The sequence below is a fragment of the Salipiger marinus genome (assembly GCF_035481585.1).
GTDB classification, from domain to species: Bacteria; Pseudomonadota; Alphaproteobacteria; order Rhodobacterales; family Rhodobacteraceae; genus Salipiger; species Salipiger marinus.
Genome location: NZ_JAYKSL010000001.1, coordinates 508,743 through 523,775 on the forward strand (window position 1 = coordinate 508,743; position 15,033 = coordinate 523,775).

Genomic DNA, 15,033 nt, shown 5'->3' on the forward strand with positions numbered 1-15,033 from the left:
CCTCTAATGTCTGACTTTAGCAATCCTTATAGCTTCTTCGCCCGCTACAGCGCCGATCTGTGCCTGTTCCTGCTGGTGGCCGACTGTGGCCAGCTGTCGCGCGCGGCTGAGCTTTGCGGCCTGTCGCAGCCGCGGCTGAGCCAGCGGATGAAGTCGCTGGAGGACAGTCTGGGCAAGCCGCTGCTGCTGCGCCAGCGGCGCGGCGTGGCGCTGACCCGGGCCGGGCAGGATCTGCGCGACGCGGTGGAGCCGCATCTGCGCGAGGCCAGCGCCGCCTTCCTGCGGCTGCAGCAGCGCCCGAAGCGCCGCGCGGTGGTCATCGAAACCGATCTGGCGCTGGCCAGTTTCCGGCTGCTGCCGATCTTTCCCGCGCTCTGCGCCGATCATGACAGCCTGCGCCTGTCGCTGCTCAGCCGCCAGCTTCCCGACCGCGAGGCTGACGGCATGGCGGATCTGACCGTGCGGATGGAACCGCGCTGCGCCGACGGGCCGCGCGTCCGCTGCCTGTTCCCGGAACGGGTGGTGGCGGTGTGCAGCCCCGGGTTCAAGGCGCGGCATCCGCAGATGCGACAGCTGCGCGACCTGCTGGATCTGCCGCTGATCGACCTGACCAGCGTGGCGGTCGCACCTTGGTTCACTTGGCCGCGCTGGCTGCAGCATCACGGCCTGTCGCTGTCCGGCAGCGGCGACCGGCTGAGCTTCAGCAGCTATGACCACGTCATCCAGTCCGCCGAAGAGGGTCTAGGCATCGCGCTGGGGTGGCGCGGCCTGATCGACAGCCGTCTGGCGGCGGGACGGCTGGTGCCCGCCTTCGAGACCGAGGCGGAAAGCGATCAGGGCTATGTGCTGCGGATGACGGCCCCGCGCCCGGCGGCAGAGGTGCGGGCGGTGTTCGACTGGATCAGCCTGCGTCTGACCGGGCCAGAGGCCGCGCACTGAACAGCACCTGCCCGCGCGGCAGCAGGGTGTCATGGCGGGTCAGCGCCCAGCCGGTGACGCGGGCCATATGCGCCACATCCTCCGCCAGCACGTGATAGGGCACGCGCAGGTCATGGGTCACCACCCCGTCGCGCTGCCGGTAGGGGCGGGCGGCCTGCGCCGCGTCGGGCACCAGAAACACGGTGAACAGCAGCTGTTCCAGCCGGGGAAAGCGCTGCAGGCAGGTCAGCGCGCGGCGCAGCGCCGCCATGGGCAGATGCGGAAAGACGGCAAAGGCGATGGCATGGGTGATGGTGTCGGGGATGCCGGGACAGTCAAATTCGGCATCCTGCACCAGCTGCGCCGGATCAAGCCGCGCCGGATCCGCCAGTTCGCGCGCATGCCCCGCCAGCATCAGCGCACGCGAGGCATCGGTGGCCCAGTAATGGCCCGGCTCCAGATAGGGCACGGCCTTGCATCCCAGCCGCAGCGCGCCCGCGCCGATGTCCAGCAGGTGATGCTGCGGCAGCAGCCCCGCCGCCTGCAGCACGGCCATCTGCGCGCGCCCGGTCTCCTCCCAGCGGCCCCCCACGATGTCGCGATGCCGCCCGGTGGCGACGGCGGTGTCATAGAATCCGGGGGTGTCATAGGGGGATTGGGCCATGGCGCGCACATGCGCACAGCCCGCGCGCAAGTCCAGTGGCAAAATCGCGGCGGCTGAATCGGAAACCGCCACGCAGCGGGCTGCGTGGCGGATCAATGTGGTCCTCTGGATGTCAGGCCGACAGGGTCAGCGTCCGGTGCTGCCCAGAACCGCCATGCCGGTGCCAAGGATCAGCTTGAGATCGTTGGCAAGGCTGGCATCGCTCAGATACTGCACGTCCATCCGCACCCGTTCGTCATAGCTGACATCGTTGCGGCCCGACACCTGCCAGAGCCCGGTGATGCCCGGCCGCATCGACAGATAGGCGGTGCGGTAAAAGCCGTATTTCTTCATCTCGACGCGGGTCACGGGACGCGGGCCGACAAAGCTCATCTCGCCTTTCAGCACGTTCCAGATCTGCGGCAGCTCATCAAGGCTGGTCCTGCGGAGGAAGTTGCCGATCCGCGTGATGCGCGGGTCGTTGGTCAGCTTGTGGTCGCGGGCCCATTCTGCCGCAGCCTCGGGGTTGTCCGCCAGATGCTGCTGCAGCTTGGCTTCGGCATCAACCACCATCGTGCGGATTTTCCAGCAGCGGAACGACTTGCCGTTCCGGCCCACGCGGCGATGCCCGAAAAAGCCGGGGCCTCCGTCGCGGCGGGTCAGCAGCCACAGCACGGTAATTACGGGCAGCAGCAGGGGAAGCATCGCGATGGCAAGGGTCAGATCCAGTGCGCGCTTCCCGAAACGGGTGTACATCGTGCGGCCTTCGTTCCGGACAGCGATCTTTCTGGCGCGGAAGGTGACGGGCGTCGCGTCACTCATATCCATGAAATTCATCGCACCCACGGTTCAGCTCCTAATTTTTCTGGCAAGAGGTTTCTGTAAATATTCAGCGCCCAGAAAAACACGGACGCGATCTGCAAAACCTTCAGACCACTTAATCGTTTGTTAACACTACTAACGCAACACTCACATGTCGATATGCAGCTGCAGCATTGCCGCTGCCCGGTTTTGGCAATCGGCGCTGTTACCTAAGAAACTTCCGTTGTCTCGCGACGGATCGAGTCACTGGGTCAAGGCACTGCGTCTAACTTCCGGGCAGATGCGACCAGCGCTATCGTCTTGTTATTCCTTAATTTTTACAAGACCGGGCTAATGCTCTGCTATGTCTTGCCCGGGGTTTAGGCAAGACGCATTAATTTTGCAAGCAAAGGTTGAGGTGGCGCAATCATTTTATTAAATTTCTGCGACGCAGCATTCGCTGCCCAATTATGCGCCAGCGCTGCATCATTCTGGCGGAAGACCGCCATGCCTTGGAGGGGGATCCGGGCAGCAAACCCCGCCCGACGGCGCCCGTGGCGGGCCGAAGTGGCGAATCGTGAAGCTGGGGGAAGGGGCCCGCGCGGCGGCGGAGGGGGCCGGACGCGGCGCAGGCCGCGTCCGGGAGTGGCTCAGACCAGATCGAACCGGTCGGCGTTCATCACCTTGGTCCAGGAGCGGACGAAGTCGCGGACAAACTTGCCCTCGTTGCCGTTCGAGGCATAGACCTCGGCCAGCGCCCGCAGCTGCGAGTTGGAGCCGAAGACCAGATCGACACGGGTGCCGGTCCATTTTTCTTCGCCCGTCTCGCGGTCGGTGCCGATGAAGCGCTGGTTGGAGCCTTCAACCGGCTTCCACGCGGTCTTCATGTCGAGCAGGTTCACGAAGAAATCGTTGCTCAGCGTGCCGACGCGGGTGGTGAGCACGCCGTCGGTCGATCCCTTGTGCGTGGCGCCCAGAACCCGCAGGCCCGCGACCAGCACGGTCATTTCCGGCGCGGTCAGGGTCAGCAGCTGTGCGCGGTCCACCAGCAGCTTTTCCGTCGGCACGGTGTAATCGGCCTTCAGATAGTTGCGGAACCCGTCGGCTTCCGGCTCCAGCGGATCGAAGCTTTCGGCATCGGTCTGCTCGGCGCTGGCATCCATGCGGCCCGGGGTGAACGGCACCTCGACGTCATGGCCGCCATCCTTGGCCGCCTGTTCGACCGCCGCCGTGCCGCCCAGCACGATCAGATCCGCCAGCGACACCTTCTTGCCGCCGGTGGCGGAGGTGTTGAAGCTGCTCTGGATGCCTTCCAGCACCGACAGCACGCGGGCCAGCTGCTCGGGCTGGTTCACGTCCCAGTCCTTCTGCGGGGCCAGGCGGATGCGGGCGCCATTGGCCCCGCCGCGCTTGTCCGATCCGCGGAAGGTCGCGGCAGAGGCCCATGCGGTGGAGACCAGTTCGGGAATGGTCAGGCCGGATGCCAGAATCTGCGCCTTCAGCGCCGCGATGTCGGCGGCATCGACCAGCGGGTGATCGCAGGCCGGAATCGGATCCTGCCACAGCAGATCCTCGGCGGGCACGTCCTTGCCCAGATACAGGTTCTTCGGGCCCATGTCGCGGTGGGTCAGCTTGAACCACGCGCGGGCGAAGGCATCGGCGAACTGGTCGGGATTGGCATGGAAGCGGCGCGAGATCTGTTCGTAGACCGGATCGGCGCGCATCGCCATGTCGGCGGTGGTCATCATGGTCTTGACCTTGGTCGCCGCGTCATGGGCCGAAGGGGCCATATGCGCCTCGTCGACATCGCGCGGTTCCCACTGCCATGCGCCAGCGGGGGATTTGGTCAGCTCCCATTCGAAGCCGAACAGCATGTCGAAATAGCCGTTGTCCCATTTGATCGGGTTCGGCGTCCATGCCCCTTCGATGCCGGAGGTGATGGTGTGGCCGCCCTTGCCGGACTCGTAGGTCGAGGTCCAGCCAAAGCCCTGTGCGGCGATGTCCTCGCCCTCGGGCTCTGCCCCCACCAGCGAGGCATCGCCCGCGCCGTGGCACTTGCCGAAGGTGTGGCCGCCTGCGGTCAGCGCCACGGTTTCTTCGTCGTTCATCGCCATGCGCGCGAAGGTCTCGCGGATGTCGCGGGCCGAGGCGAGCGGATCGGGCTTGCCGTCCGGGCCTTCGGGGTTGACGTAGATCAGGCCCATCTGCACGGCGGCCAGCGGGTTTTCCAGCACGCGCTCGCCGGAATAGCGGCTGCCCTGCTTGTCAGAGGTGGCAAGCCATTCCTCTTCGGTGCCCCAGTAGATGTCTTCCTCGGGCTCCCACACGTCGACGCGACCGCCGCCAAAGCCGAAGACCTTGCCGCCCATCGATTCGATGGCGCAGTTGCCCGCAAGGATCATCAGGTCGGCCCAGCTGAGCGCGTCGCCGTATTTCTGCTTCACCGGCCAGAGCAGGCGGCGGGCCTTGTCGAGGTTGGCATTGTCCGGCCAGCTGTTCAGCGGCGCGAAGCGCTGCGAGCCGGAGCAGGCGCCGCCCCGGCCATCGGCGGTGCGGTAGGTGCCGGCGGAATGCCATGCCATGCGGATGAAGAACGGGCCGTAATGGCCGTAATCGGCGGGCCACCAGTCCTGACTGTCGGTCATCAGGGCGAAGAGGTCGGCCTTGACCGCGTCCAGATCCAGCGCCTTGAACTTGTCGGCATAGTTGAATTCCATGCCCATCGGGTTCGCGGCGGGACCATGCTGGTGCAGGATCGTCAGGTTCAGCGCATTGGGCCACCAGTCGCGGTTGGAACGCCCGCCGAAGGTGTCAGGCTTGAGCGCGCCATGCAGGACGGGGCATTTGCCGCCTGCGTTGATATCGTTTCCGTCCATAAGGATCTCCCGGATTGGCTGAATGTCTGGCTCTTGGCCCCGTGCGGGCACCTTGCGAAAAACAGCGAAGCGCCGCAGCCGCGACTCTGCGTCCTGTCTTTTCGCGCGTGACCCTAGCGCAGAGTTGCAATCAGATTAAGTCGTATTTTCTAATCGATTTGATAGGATGGTCTTATCAGAAGCGGTCCTTGGCCACGTCATCCGGCGCGCGCTGTCGGCGATGCGGGCGTCAACGGTCGGCGCTACATTGGCGGCGGTGATCATACCCAGATCGCCATGGCTCGCCGCGCCGGGATGCACGAACTGCGCGGGCGATGTCGGATGCGGTCTGACCATGGCGCCTTTGTTTCTGAACCTGCCCCGCCTGTTACCGCGCAAATGCGCCCGTGTCCAATGGGGCATGGTCGGCCCGGCCCCCCTCCGCCCGCGTTGACAGGGCGCCCGCACCTCCGCGATAGAGGAGAGCAGGGAATTTAAGGACCGGCCCGCCAGTCCGCAGTGACGAGAGATTTTTTCATGTTCCGCAGCATTCTGCTGGCCGCTTTGGCCGTGATCTCGCTCAGTTCCGCAGCACGGGCCGAAGACCGGGTCAGGCTGGGCTACGGGCGGCTTCTGACCAATGATTCCTTCGGTGACGTGCACGACCGCTGGCAGACGGGATCGGTCGCTTCCAGCCGGATCTGGGGGCGGGGCTGGTCCGGACGGGCGCCGCTGCAGCCTTTCGAGCTGCTGGAGCTGCGGCTTGGCGTGCAGGTGATGGCGCCGGGCGATCTGCGCCAGCCCGACCCAGACGACCGGCCCTTTGCCGGGGCGCTGTCACTGGGGCTGCACACGCATTTCAGCCGGGGGGATCTGGACTGGTCGCTGGGCGGCGATCTGGTGGTGACCGGCCCGCAGACCCGTCTGGGAGAGCTGCAGACCGCGATGCATGACAGCGTCGGGGCGGTGACGGTGCCGCCTTCGGTGCTGGACGATCAGGTGAAGGACGGGCTGCACCCGACGCTGGTCGCCGAAGCCGGGCGCGAGCTGGACTTTGGCCGCGCCCGGCTGCGGCCCTTTGCCGAGGTGCGGCTGGGGGCGGAAAGCCTGCTGCGCGCCGGGGTCGACCTGACGCTGGGCCGCGTGGGGCAGGGCGAGCTTCTGGTGCGCGATCCGGTAACCGGGCAGCGCTACCGGGTCATCACCGATCCGGTGCCGGGCATGGCGCTGGTCTTTGGCGCCGACATCGCCCATGTGGCGGAAAGCGCGTTCCTGCCCGAAAGCTCGGGCGCCGATCTGCGCGCCACCCGTGAAAGGCTGCGGGCGGGCCTGCACTGGCAGGGCGACCGGATGGCGCTGTTTTACGGCCTGACTTGGCTGGGCCGGGAATTCGACGCCCAGCCCGAGGGCCAGCTTGTCGGCTCGTTGCGGCTGCAGGTGTCGTTCTAGGCCTGCGGGTCAGTCGCGCAGTTCTTCGGGATCCACGCCCCAGAGCGTGGCCTTGGGCGCCCAGCCGTCATAACCGCCCGCCGAAATCTCGCACCAGTCGACCACGCATTCGCCCAGTCTGGCCACCACGCCAAGCGCGAGCTTCGCCTCCACCGGGGAATTGCCATCGGCGCGGCTGTGAAGTTCCAGCATGTCCTGATCCACGATCACGGTGCGGACGCCGGACAGCAGCGAATAATGCACCCAGCCCCCGGCGCCGTCCCGGTCGCGCACCCGGCGCCAGTGGCCATATTCCGCCGTCACCTCGACCGGAAGGTCGCGGCGTTTGTAAACCCAGTCGATGCGATGGGTCAGCGACGGACCGCGCCGCACGTTCACCTCGCTGGATTTCAGCGACACGAACCGCGGCAGCGGCAGGTTGGTGACCGATCCGCGCTCTTCCTCGGCCAGCGCTCCGCTGCCGCAGAGCAGGGCGGCAACCAGTCCGGCCAACACAGTTTTCCTGATCATTGCTCCGCGTCCTGCCCGAGATTTTCCGGCGGGGTTCTTGTGCCCCGTCCAGTCATGCGACACTGTGCCAAAGCAGATCTGCGTTGCATAGGGAGGCTGACCCGCGATGCCGCAAAAACGCCTGAGTGTTGTCGTGACGCGACGCCTGCCCGAAGTGGTGGAAACGCGCCTGACCGAACTGTTCGACGTGACGCTGCGCGAGGATGACACGCCGATGACCCGCGCCGAACTGGTCGCGGCGGTCGCCTCGGCTGACGTGCTGGTGCCCACCATCACCGATGTGATCGATGCCGGGCTGATCGGTCAGGCGGGGCCGAACCTGCGGCTGATCGCGAATTACGGCGCCGGGGTCGACCATATCGATGTGGAAACCGCCCGGGCGCGCGGCATCATGGTGTCGAACACCCCCGGGGTGATGACCGACGACACCGCCGACATGGTGATGGGGCTGATGCTGGCCGTCACCCGGCGGATGCAGGAAGGTCTGGCGGTGATGCAGGCCGACCAGTGGCAGGGCTGGGCGCCGACGGCGTTTCTTGGCGCGCGGCTGGGCGGCAAGCGGCTGGGGATCCTTGGCATGGGCCGCATCGGGCAGGCGGTGGCGCGGCGCGCCCGCGCCTTCGGGATGCAGATCCATTACCACAACCGCCGCCGCCTGCGCCCCGAGACCGAAGAGGCGCTGGAGGCGACGTGGTGGGAAAGCCTTGACCAGATGGTGGCGCGGATGGACGTGATTTCGGTCAACTGCCCGCACACGCCTTCGACCTTTCACCTGCTGAACGCGCGGCGGCTGAAGCTGATGAAGCCAAGCGCGGTGCTGGTCAACACCTCGCGCGGCGAGGTGATCGACGAGGCGGCGCTGACCCGGATGCTGAAGGCGCGGGACTTGGGCGGCGCGGGGCTGGATGTCTACCAGCACGGCATCAAGGGTCATCCGGATCTGGTGAACATGCCCAATGTGGTGATGCTGCCGCATATGGGCTCGGCCACGCTGGAAGGCCGGGTCGAGATGGGCGAGAAAGTGATCATCAACGTAAAGACCTTTGCCGACGGGCACCGCCCGCCGGATCAGGTCGTTCCGGCAATGCTCTGACAGCGGCTCCACGAAAGGACGGACGGTAGAATGCGGATCATGGTTTTCGGCAAGACCGGACAGGTCGCCTGCGAGGTGCAGCGGCAGGCGCAGGTCAATGCGCTGGGTCGCGACGAGGCGGATCTGGCCGATCCCGCCGACTGCGCAGAGGCGATCCGCGCCGAAGCGCCGGATGTGGTGATCAATGCCGCCGCCTATACCGCCGTGGACCGCGCCGAAACCGAGGAAGATCTGGCGCGCGTCATCAATGCCGAAGCGCCGGGCGCCATGGCGCGGGCCTGCGCCGATCTGGGCATTCCCTTCATCCATATCTCCACCGATTACGTCTTTGACGGTGCCGGAGAGACGCCCTTTGCCCCCGACCATCCCACCGGTCCCTTGGGCGCCTATGGCCGCACCAAGCTTGCAGGCGAAGAGGCGGTGCGCGCGGCGGGCGGGGTCCATGCCATCTTCCGCACCAGCTGGGTGGTGTCGGCGCATGGCAGCAATTTCGTCAAGACCATGCTGCGGCTGGGGGCAGAGCGCGACCGGCTGACCATCGTGGCCGATCAGGTGGGCGGGCCGACCCCTGCCGCCGATATCGCGGCACTGTGCCTTGCCGCTGCGGCGCAGCTGGTGCAGGATCCGGACAAGACCGGCACCTATCACATTTCCGGCGGCCCCGATGTCAGCTGGGCGGATTTTGCGCGCGAGATCTTTGCGCAGGCGGGGATCAGCTGCGAAGTGGCGGACATTCCCTCCTCGGACTATCCCACCCCCGCCACGCGCCCGCAGAATTCACGCATGGACAACCGCGCGACCGAAGCGGTCTTTGGCGTTGCGCGGCCCGACTGGCGCGCCGGTCTGTCGCGGATTCTGGAGGATCTGGGCCAGCGCGCCTAGATCCGGCCCAGCATCGCGGCGCCCGCCATCAGCAGGGTTTCCATGCGGCCCTGACGGTGCAGCCCCAGCCGCTGCCAGCCCGCCACCACCCGTGGCCCCTTGCGGCGGCGCAGGGCGGCAAATTCCGTCAGCAGCGCCCGGTTTTCCGGGGTCAGCAGATGCTGGTTGCGCTGCAGCGCGCGGATGTTGCGGGTCATCCAGTGGTGATAGCGCCCCTGCCAGATGGTGCCCAGCCGGGCGTAACGCGCGCCGAAGCCGCGGTTGCGGCCCAGCGTGTTTTCCTCGTGCTGGCGGTAGAACAGCGTGGGCTGCGCGTCATACAGGATGCGCCCCGCCGCCCCGGTCACCAGCAGGTAGAACCACCAGTCATGAAAGGCGGGCAGCGGATCGGCGCCCGCCTCGCGCGCCAGCGCCACCGCCTCGGGGGACAGCACCATGGTGTTGCCGCCCGCCACGGTCTGGATCAGCGCGTTGCGGAAACAGGGCGGGCGCTGCCAGAGCGGCGAGGTGGCGCGCGGATGGTCGGGATCATGCCCCAGATCGGTGCGCGAACAGTAAAGCGCCACACCCGGTGCTGCCCCCAGCCGGTCCAGCGCGCGGTCCAGCCGGTGCGGATACCAGATGTCATCCTGATCGCAGAAGGCGACCGGGCCGGGCGGCAGATCCTGACGGCAGAGCAGGGTCAGGAAATTCGCCGCCACGCCGCGCCGGGGCCCGTCGAACAGCCGCACCTCCTGCGGGACGCGGGCGGCGAAGTCGGCCAGAATGTCGCGCGTGTCATCGGTGGATCCGTCATCGCCGACCCAGAGCCGCCAGTCGTGATGGGTCTGGGCCGCGATCGACTCAAGCTGCGCCGCCAGATGTGCGGCGCCGTTCCACGTCGCCATCAGGATGGTGATCTGGGTCTTGGGGGTCATCATCCTTGGCCGGAAACCTGTCCTTCGCTGGCTGCATCATCCGCCGGGCAGGGGCAAACGGCAAGCCGCGAGAAAAGCGGCCCGGCAGCTTCCTGCCGGGCCGGTCGGGCAGATCCAAGGCGGATCAGCTTACATCCTTGTAGCTGATTTCCTTGGTGTCGGTGCCGGTCTTGCTGCGGCGCACATGCAGCCGGTTCAGCGCGTTCACATAGGCCTTGGCCGAGGCATAGACCGTATCGGTATCGGCGGACTGGCCGGTGGCGATCTTGCCGTCTTCCTCCAGCCGGACCGACACGGTGGCCTGCGCGTCGGTGCCTTCGGTCACGGCGTTCACCTGATAAAGCTGCAGCCGCGCCTTGTTGGGATAAAGCGCACGCACCGCCTTGAAGGTGGCATCCACCGGGCCGTCGCCTTCCATCGTGGTGGACATTTCCTGCCCGCCCACTTCCATCTCCAGAACGGCCTCTGCCGGGCCGCCAGTGCCACAGACCACCTTCAGCGAGACGATTTCCAGATGGTCGGCGCCTTCGGTCATGGCGGCGGTGACCAGCGCGAGGATGTCCTCGTCGAACACCTCTTTCTTGCGGTCGGCCAGATCCTTGAACCGCACGAAGATGTCCTTAAGCTGGTTGTCGCCCACCTCGACGCCAAGATCCCGCAGCTTGGCGCGCAATGCGGCGCGGCCCGAATGCTTGCCAAGCGGCAGCGAGGTGCCGGCAAGGCCCACATCCTCGGGGCGCATGATCTCGAACGTTTCCTTGTTCTTCAGCATGCCGTCCTGATGGATGCCGGATTCATGCGCAAAGGCGTTCTTGCCGACGATGGCCTTGTTGAACTGCACCGGGAAGCCCGACACGCTGGAGACGCGGCGCGAGATATGCATGATCTTGCGGGTGTCGACGCCGGTGGCGAAGGGCATGATGTCGCCCCGCACCTTCAGCGCCATCACCACCTCTTCCAGCGCGGTGTTGCCCGCGCGTTCGCCCAGACCGTTGATCGTGCATTCCACCTGCCGCGCGCCGCCTTCGACGGCGGCCAGCGTGTTGGCGGTCGCAAGGCCCAGATCGTTGTGGCAATGCGTGGCAAAAATCACCTCGTCCGCGCCGGGCACCGTCTGGATCAGGCGACGGATCAGGTCGGCGGATTCGCGCGGCGCGGTATAGCCCACGGTATCGGGGATGTTGATGGTGGTGGCGCCCGCCTTGATGGCGATCTCCACCACGCGGCAGAGGTAATCCCATTCGGTGCGGGTTGCGTCCATGGGCGACCACTGCACGTTGTCGCACAGGTTGCGGGCATGGGTGACCGTCTGGTGGATGCGGTCGGCCATCTCGTCCATGCTGAGATTGGGAATGGCGCGGTGCAGCGGCGAGGTGCCGATAAACGTGTGGATGCGCGGGCGCGGCGCCTGTCTCACCGCCTCCCAGCAGCGGTCGATGTCGCCAAGCTGGGCGCGGGCCAGACCGCAGATCACTGCCGTCTTGCTGCGCTGCGCGATTTCGGACACGGCGCGGAAATCGCCTTCGGAGGCGATGGGAAACCCGGCCTCGATGATGTCCACGCCCATATCTTCCAGCAGCTCGGCGATTTCGAGCTTTTCGGCATGGGTCATGGTGGCGCCGGGGGACTGTTCGCCGTCGCGGAGCGTCGTGTCAAAGATATAGACGCGGGATTTGGAATCGTCGGTCATGTCGGGGACTTTCCTGAATGTCTTCGTCCTGTGGGGTTCGCGGCGCGAAACGGTCCTCCTCTGAGCGGTCGCGCCGTGATGCGCGCTCAGAGGCGGATTAGGAGAAGACGCAGGCCAAGCGCAAGCGGCGCGCCGGGGGCGCGCAGGGCTGCGGGAATGTGGCCAAGGGTCATCATGGCCCCGACTATACGCAGGGATCGGCAAATGAAAACCGCAAAATCGCCGGGATTTCCCATTAATCTTTGCCGCAGCGCAGCAGCGGCGGCGCAGGGTTGAGCGGCGCCACTTTGACGCCATATCCTGACAGGGACGGGGACAGCACAGGGGGACGGCATGATCTTGGGGCGGATGAAGGCGGCGGTTCTGGCGGCTGTGCTGCCGTTTGCGGCGATGGCGCAGCAGGACGCGCGCGAGGTCTATGTCTTTGGCAACAGCCTTGTGCATCATCTGGGCGATGCGGCGCATAGCAACGCGCCCTACTGGATGGACCAGCTGGCGCGGGCGGACGGGCGGCGGCTGGCGCTGGACGGGCAATGGGGCTTTCTGCGGGATTTTGCCGGGACCCTGCCGCCGCAGCCCAACTGGACCATTCCCGGCGTCACCTCCAACTGGGATCCGGGGCGCGGCACCTTTGGCGATGCGGGCTATGACGCGGTGGTCATCACGCCCGCCAATTTCATTCAGGATCAGGATCCGGGCCAGCCCTTCGCCTATGACAACCCCGAAGGCGTCTCCCCGGTGGAGACGATCCTGACCGTCATGGACTGGGTCGAAGGCCACGCCCCCGGCACCCCGGTCTGGATCTATGAAGGCTGGTCGGACATGGACTCGGTCGCGGGGGGCTTTCCGCCCTCGCGCCGGGGGCTGCGGCGCTATCACGACTACAATACCGGGGCTTACGGCGTCTGGTATGACGAGCTGGTGGCAGAACTGGCCGAGGCGCGGCCCGAGGCCGATCTGCGGCTGATTCCCGTGGCGCGCGTGCTGTCGGGGCTGCTGCAGCAGGGTGGGCTGCTGGAGGATCTGTCGGTCGAGGCGCTGTATGTCGATGGCTCGCCGCATGGCACGCCCGCGCTGTATTTCCTTGCCGGGGCGGTCAGCTATGCCGCGCTGTTCAACGCGCCCCCGCCCGAAAGCTACACGCCCCCCACCGACCTGCCGCCCGAGATCGCGGCGCGCTGGCCGCAGATCGCGGGCGCCATCTGGCAGCAGCTGCGCGAGCTTGGCACGGTGACAGAGCGCGACGCCACGGCCCCCGCACCGGTCCGGCAGGCCGAGGCTGATCCCCTGCCCCCGCGGGGTGAGGTGGCGCTGCCCGGACCGGGCGCCGTGCCGCAGGGCGCGCCCGCGCTGGCCATGGGGCTGAACGGGCTGTCGGACTGGTCGACGCAGCAGCCCTTCATCGACGTGATGAAGACCGCGCGGGACTGGGTGGGGCATCTGCCCGACCAATGGGGCGGGGTCAGCGCCGAGGAACTGCGCGCGGGCGGCCATCTGGACGCCGATGGCTGGCCGCAGAGCCTGCCCCCGCAGGTGGAGCGGATCGAGGCGCTGCTGCTGACCGACCAGCCCGAGGCGGCGGCGCATCTGCGCGGCAGCTACCGGGTGACATGGCAGGGCAGGGGCGAGATCGAGCTGACCGGGCGCGCCCGCCGCGTGCGCATGGGCGAGGGCGAGGCGAGCTTCGATTATGAACCGGGCGAAGGCTCTGTCGGCATCTCCATCGCGGCGGTCGATGCGGCGGATCCGGTCCGTGACATCCATGTGATCCGCGCCGATCTGCTGCCGCTTTACGAGGTTGGCGCGCTGTTCAATCCCGACTGGCTGGCGCGCATCCGCGATCTGCGCAGCCTGCGGTTCATGGACTGGATGATGACCAACGGATCCCCGGTGCAAGGCTGGGATGACCGTCCGCGCCTGACCGATCACACATGGACCGTCTGGGGCGCGCCGCTGGAGGTGATGATCGCGCTTGCCAACGAGGTGGGTGCGGATCCGTGGTTCACCCTGCCGCATATGGCCGATGACGACTACATCCGCCGCTTTGCCGAAACGGTGAAGGCCGGGCTGGATCCCCGGCTGAAGGCGCATGTGGAATATTCCAACGAGGTCTGGAACCACATCTTTCCGCAGGCGGGCTGGGCGGCGGCGCAGGCCGAAACGCTGTGGGGCGCCTCTGAATCGGGCTGGATCCAGTTCTATGGTCTGCGCGCCGCGCAGGTCATGGACATCTGGACCGAGGTCTATGGCAGCGAGGCCCCCGACCGGCTGGTGCGCGTGGTGGCCACCCATACCGGCTGGCCGGGGCTGGAGGAGCAGATCCTGACCGCGCCGCTGGCCTTCCTGCATCTGGGCCATGCCCCGGTCGACAGTTTCGATGCCTATGCCGTCACCGGCTATTTCGGCTATGAAATGGGCGGCGAGGAGATGGCCGCCCGGATCGACGACTGGCTGTCCCGGGCCGAGGCGCAGGCCGAACGCGACGGTGCGGCGCAGGGGCTGCAGCGGGTGGCGCTGCGCGAATATGTCCGCCAGCACCGCTTTGATGCCGCGATCCTGCCGGTGGCCATGGCGCTGCAGGAGGGCTCGCTGGGCCAGCTTGTGGACGAGGTGCTGCCCTATCAGGGCGAGGTGGCGCAGAAGGCCGGGCTGCGGCTGGTGATGTATGAGGGCGGCACCCATGTCGCGGCGCAGATGGCGCGGGTGGACGAAGAGCGGCTGACCGAGTTCTTTCAGGTGTTCAACTACACGCCGGAAATGGCCAAGCTTTACGAACAGCTGCTGACCGGCTGGGTCGCGGCGGGGGGCACGCTGTTCAACGCCTTTGTCGATGTGGCGCCCGCGTCGAAATGGGGCAGCTGGGGCGCGCTGCGCTATCTGGAGGACAGCAATCCGCGCTGGGACATGCTGATGGCCTATAACGCCTCCGCCCCCACCGACTGGGATCCGCGCGGGGCGGAGGCCTTTGCCCAAGGGCTGCTGCTGCGGGCGGGCGCGCGGGGCGAGGTGCTGGAGGGCACGGAACTGGCCGACACACTGATCGGCGGGCCCGGCAACGATGACCTGCGCGCGGGCGGCGGCAATGACCGGCTGCATGGCGGTGACGGCACGGACAGCGCGCTGCTGCGGGGCCTGCCCGGCGATTACGAGTTTCGCCGCGACGGCGCGCGGCTGATCGCCGACGGGCCTGCGGGGCAGGTCACGCTGGTGTCGGTGGAAACGCTGCGCTTTTCCGATGACCCGGACACCGAGCTGCCCACGGCGGGGCTGTAAGA

Annotated in this window: 11 protein-coding genes; 5 read left to right on the top strand and 6 right to left on the bottom strand. The window is 66.9% G+C overall.

Features of this window, described 5'->3' with window-relative positions; genetic code table 11:
* Positions 1 to 6 precede the first annotated feature (6 nt).
* Positions 7 to 939, top strand: a complete 933-nt coding sequence (locus tag VK682_RS02560) for a LysR family transcriptional regulator (protein ID WP_324781375.1) — start codon at positions 7 to 9, stop codon at positions 937 to 939.
* Here the strand turns inward: VK682_RS02560 and VK682_RS02565 are convergent.
* From VK682_RS02565 to katG, 3 genes are all read right to left on the bottom strand, one after another.
* The gene (locus VK682_RS02565) at positions 902 to 1,582 is read right to left on the bottom strand and encodes a class I SAM-dependent methyltransferase (RefSeq protein ID WP_230794994.1); all 681 of its coding nucleotides are present in this window, start codon (positions 1,580 to 1,582) and stop codon (positions 902 to 904) included. The genes VK682_RS02560 and VK682_RS02565 overlap by 38 nt on opposite strands.
* Before the next feature lie 126 nt (positions 1,583 to 1,708).
* A complete protein-coding gene (locus VK682_RS02570; protein ID WP_230795126.1) occupies positions 1,709 to 2,317 on the bottom strand; it encodes a sugar transferase in 609 nt (202 codons plus the stop codon).
* Positions 2,318 to 3,012: 695 nt separating this feature from the next.
* Positions 3,013 to 5,238 (bottom strand): catalase/peroxidase HPI, encoded by a 2,226-nt coding sequence (gene katG, locus VK682_RS02575; protein WP_230794996.1) that lies wholly within the window; start codon positions 5,236 to 5,238, stop codon positions 3,013 to 3,015.
* 516 nt (positions 5,239 to 5,754) lie between these two features.
* Between katG and VK682_RS02580 the strand changes: the two genes are divergently transcribed.
* Complete coding sequence (locus VK682_RS02580) at positions 5,755 to 6,666, top strand: lipid A-modifier LpxR family protein (RefSeq protein ID WP_324781376.1); 912 nt, start codon at positions 5,755 to 5,757, stop codon at positions 6,664 to 6,666.
* Between the two features lie 9 nt (positions 6,667 to 6,675).
* On the opposite strand, the gene VK682_RS02585 is transcribed toward VK682_RS02580, so the two are convergent.
* The gene (locus VK682_RS02585; protein WP_324781377.1) at positions 6,676 to 7,176 is read right to left on the bottom strand and encodes an SH3 domain-containing protein; all 501 of its coding nucleotides are present in this window, start codon (positions 7,174 to 7,176) and stop codon (positions 6,676 to 6,678) included.
* Between the two features lie 106 nt (positions 7,177 to 7,282).
* Here VK682_RS02585 and VK682_RS02590 point away from each other — a divergent pair, with 106 nt between their 5' ends.
* A complete protein-coding gene (locus VK682_RS02590; protein ID WP_089847631.1) occupies positions 7,283 to 8,269 on the top strand; it encodes a 2-hydroxyacid dehydrogenase in 987 nt (328 codons plus the stop codon).
* Positions 8,270 to 8,299: 30 nt separating this feature from the next.
* Positions 8,300 to 9,151 carry a dTDP-4-dehydrorhamnose reductase gene (rfbD, locus tag VK682_RS02595; RefSeq protein WP_324781378.1) on the top strand — a complete coding sequence of 284 codons (852 nt, stop codon included), beginning with the start codon at positions 8,300 to 8,302 and terminating at the stop codon, positions 9,149 to 9,151.
* On the opposite strand, the gene VK682_RS02600 is transcribed toward rfbD, so the two are convergent.
* Both VK682_RS02600 and VK682_RS02605 read right to left on the bottom strand, forming a co-directional pair.
* Positions 9,148 to 10,068, bottom strand: coding sequence for a glycosyltransferase (locus tag VK682_RS02600; RefSeq protein WP_165616818.1), 921 nt, complete (start codon positions 10,066 to 10,068; stop codon positions 9,148 to 9,150). The two genes, rfbD and VK682_RS02600, sit on opposite strands and share 4 nt — an antisense overlap.
* A 124-nt stretch (positions 10,069 to 10,192) precedes the next feature.
* A complete protein-coding gene (locus VK682_RS02605; RefSeq protein WP_230795003.1) occupies positions 10,193 to 11,758 on the bottom strand; it encodes a 2-isopropylmalate synthase in 1,566 nt (521 codons plus the stop codon).
* A gap of 333 nt (positions 11,759 to 12,091) precedes the next feature.
* On the opposite strand from VK682_RS02605, the gene VK682_RS02610 reads away from it, so the two are divergent.
* Positions 12,092 to 15,031 (top strand): calcium-binding protein, encoded by a 2,940-nt coding sequence (locus VK682_RS02610; protein WP_324781379.1) that lies wholly within the window; start codon positions 12,092 to 12,094, stop codon positions 15,029 to 15,031.
* Positions 15,032 to 15,033: the final 2 nt, after the last annotated feature.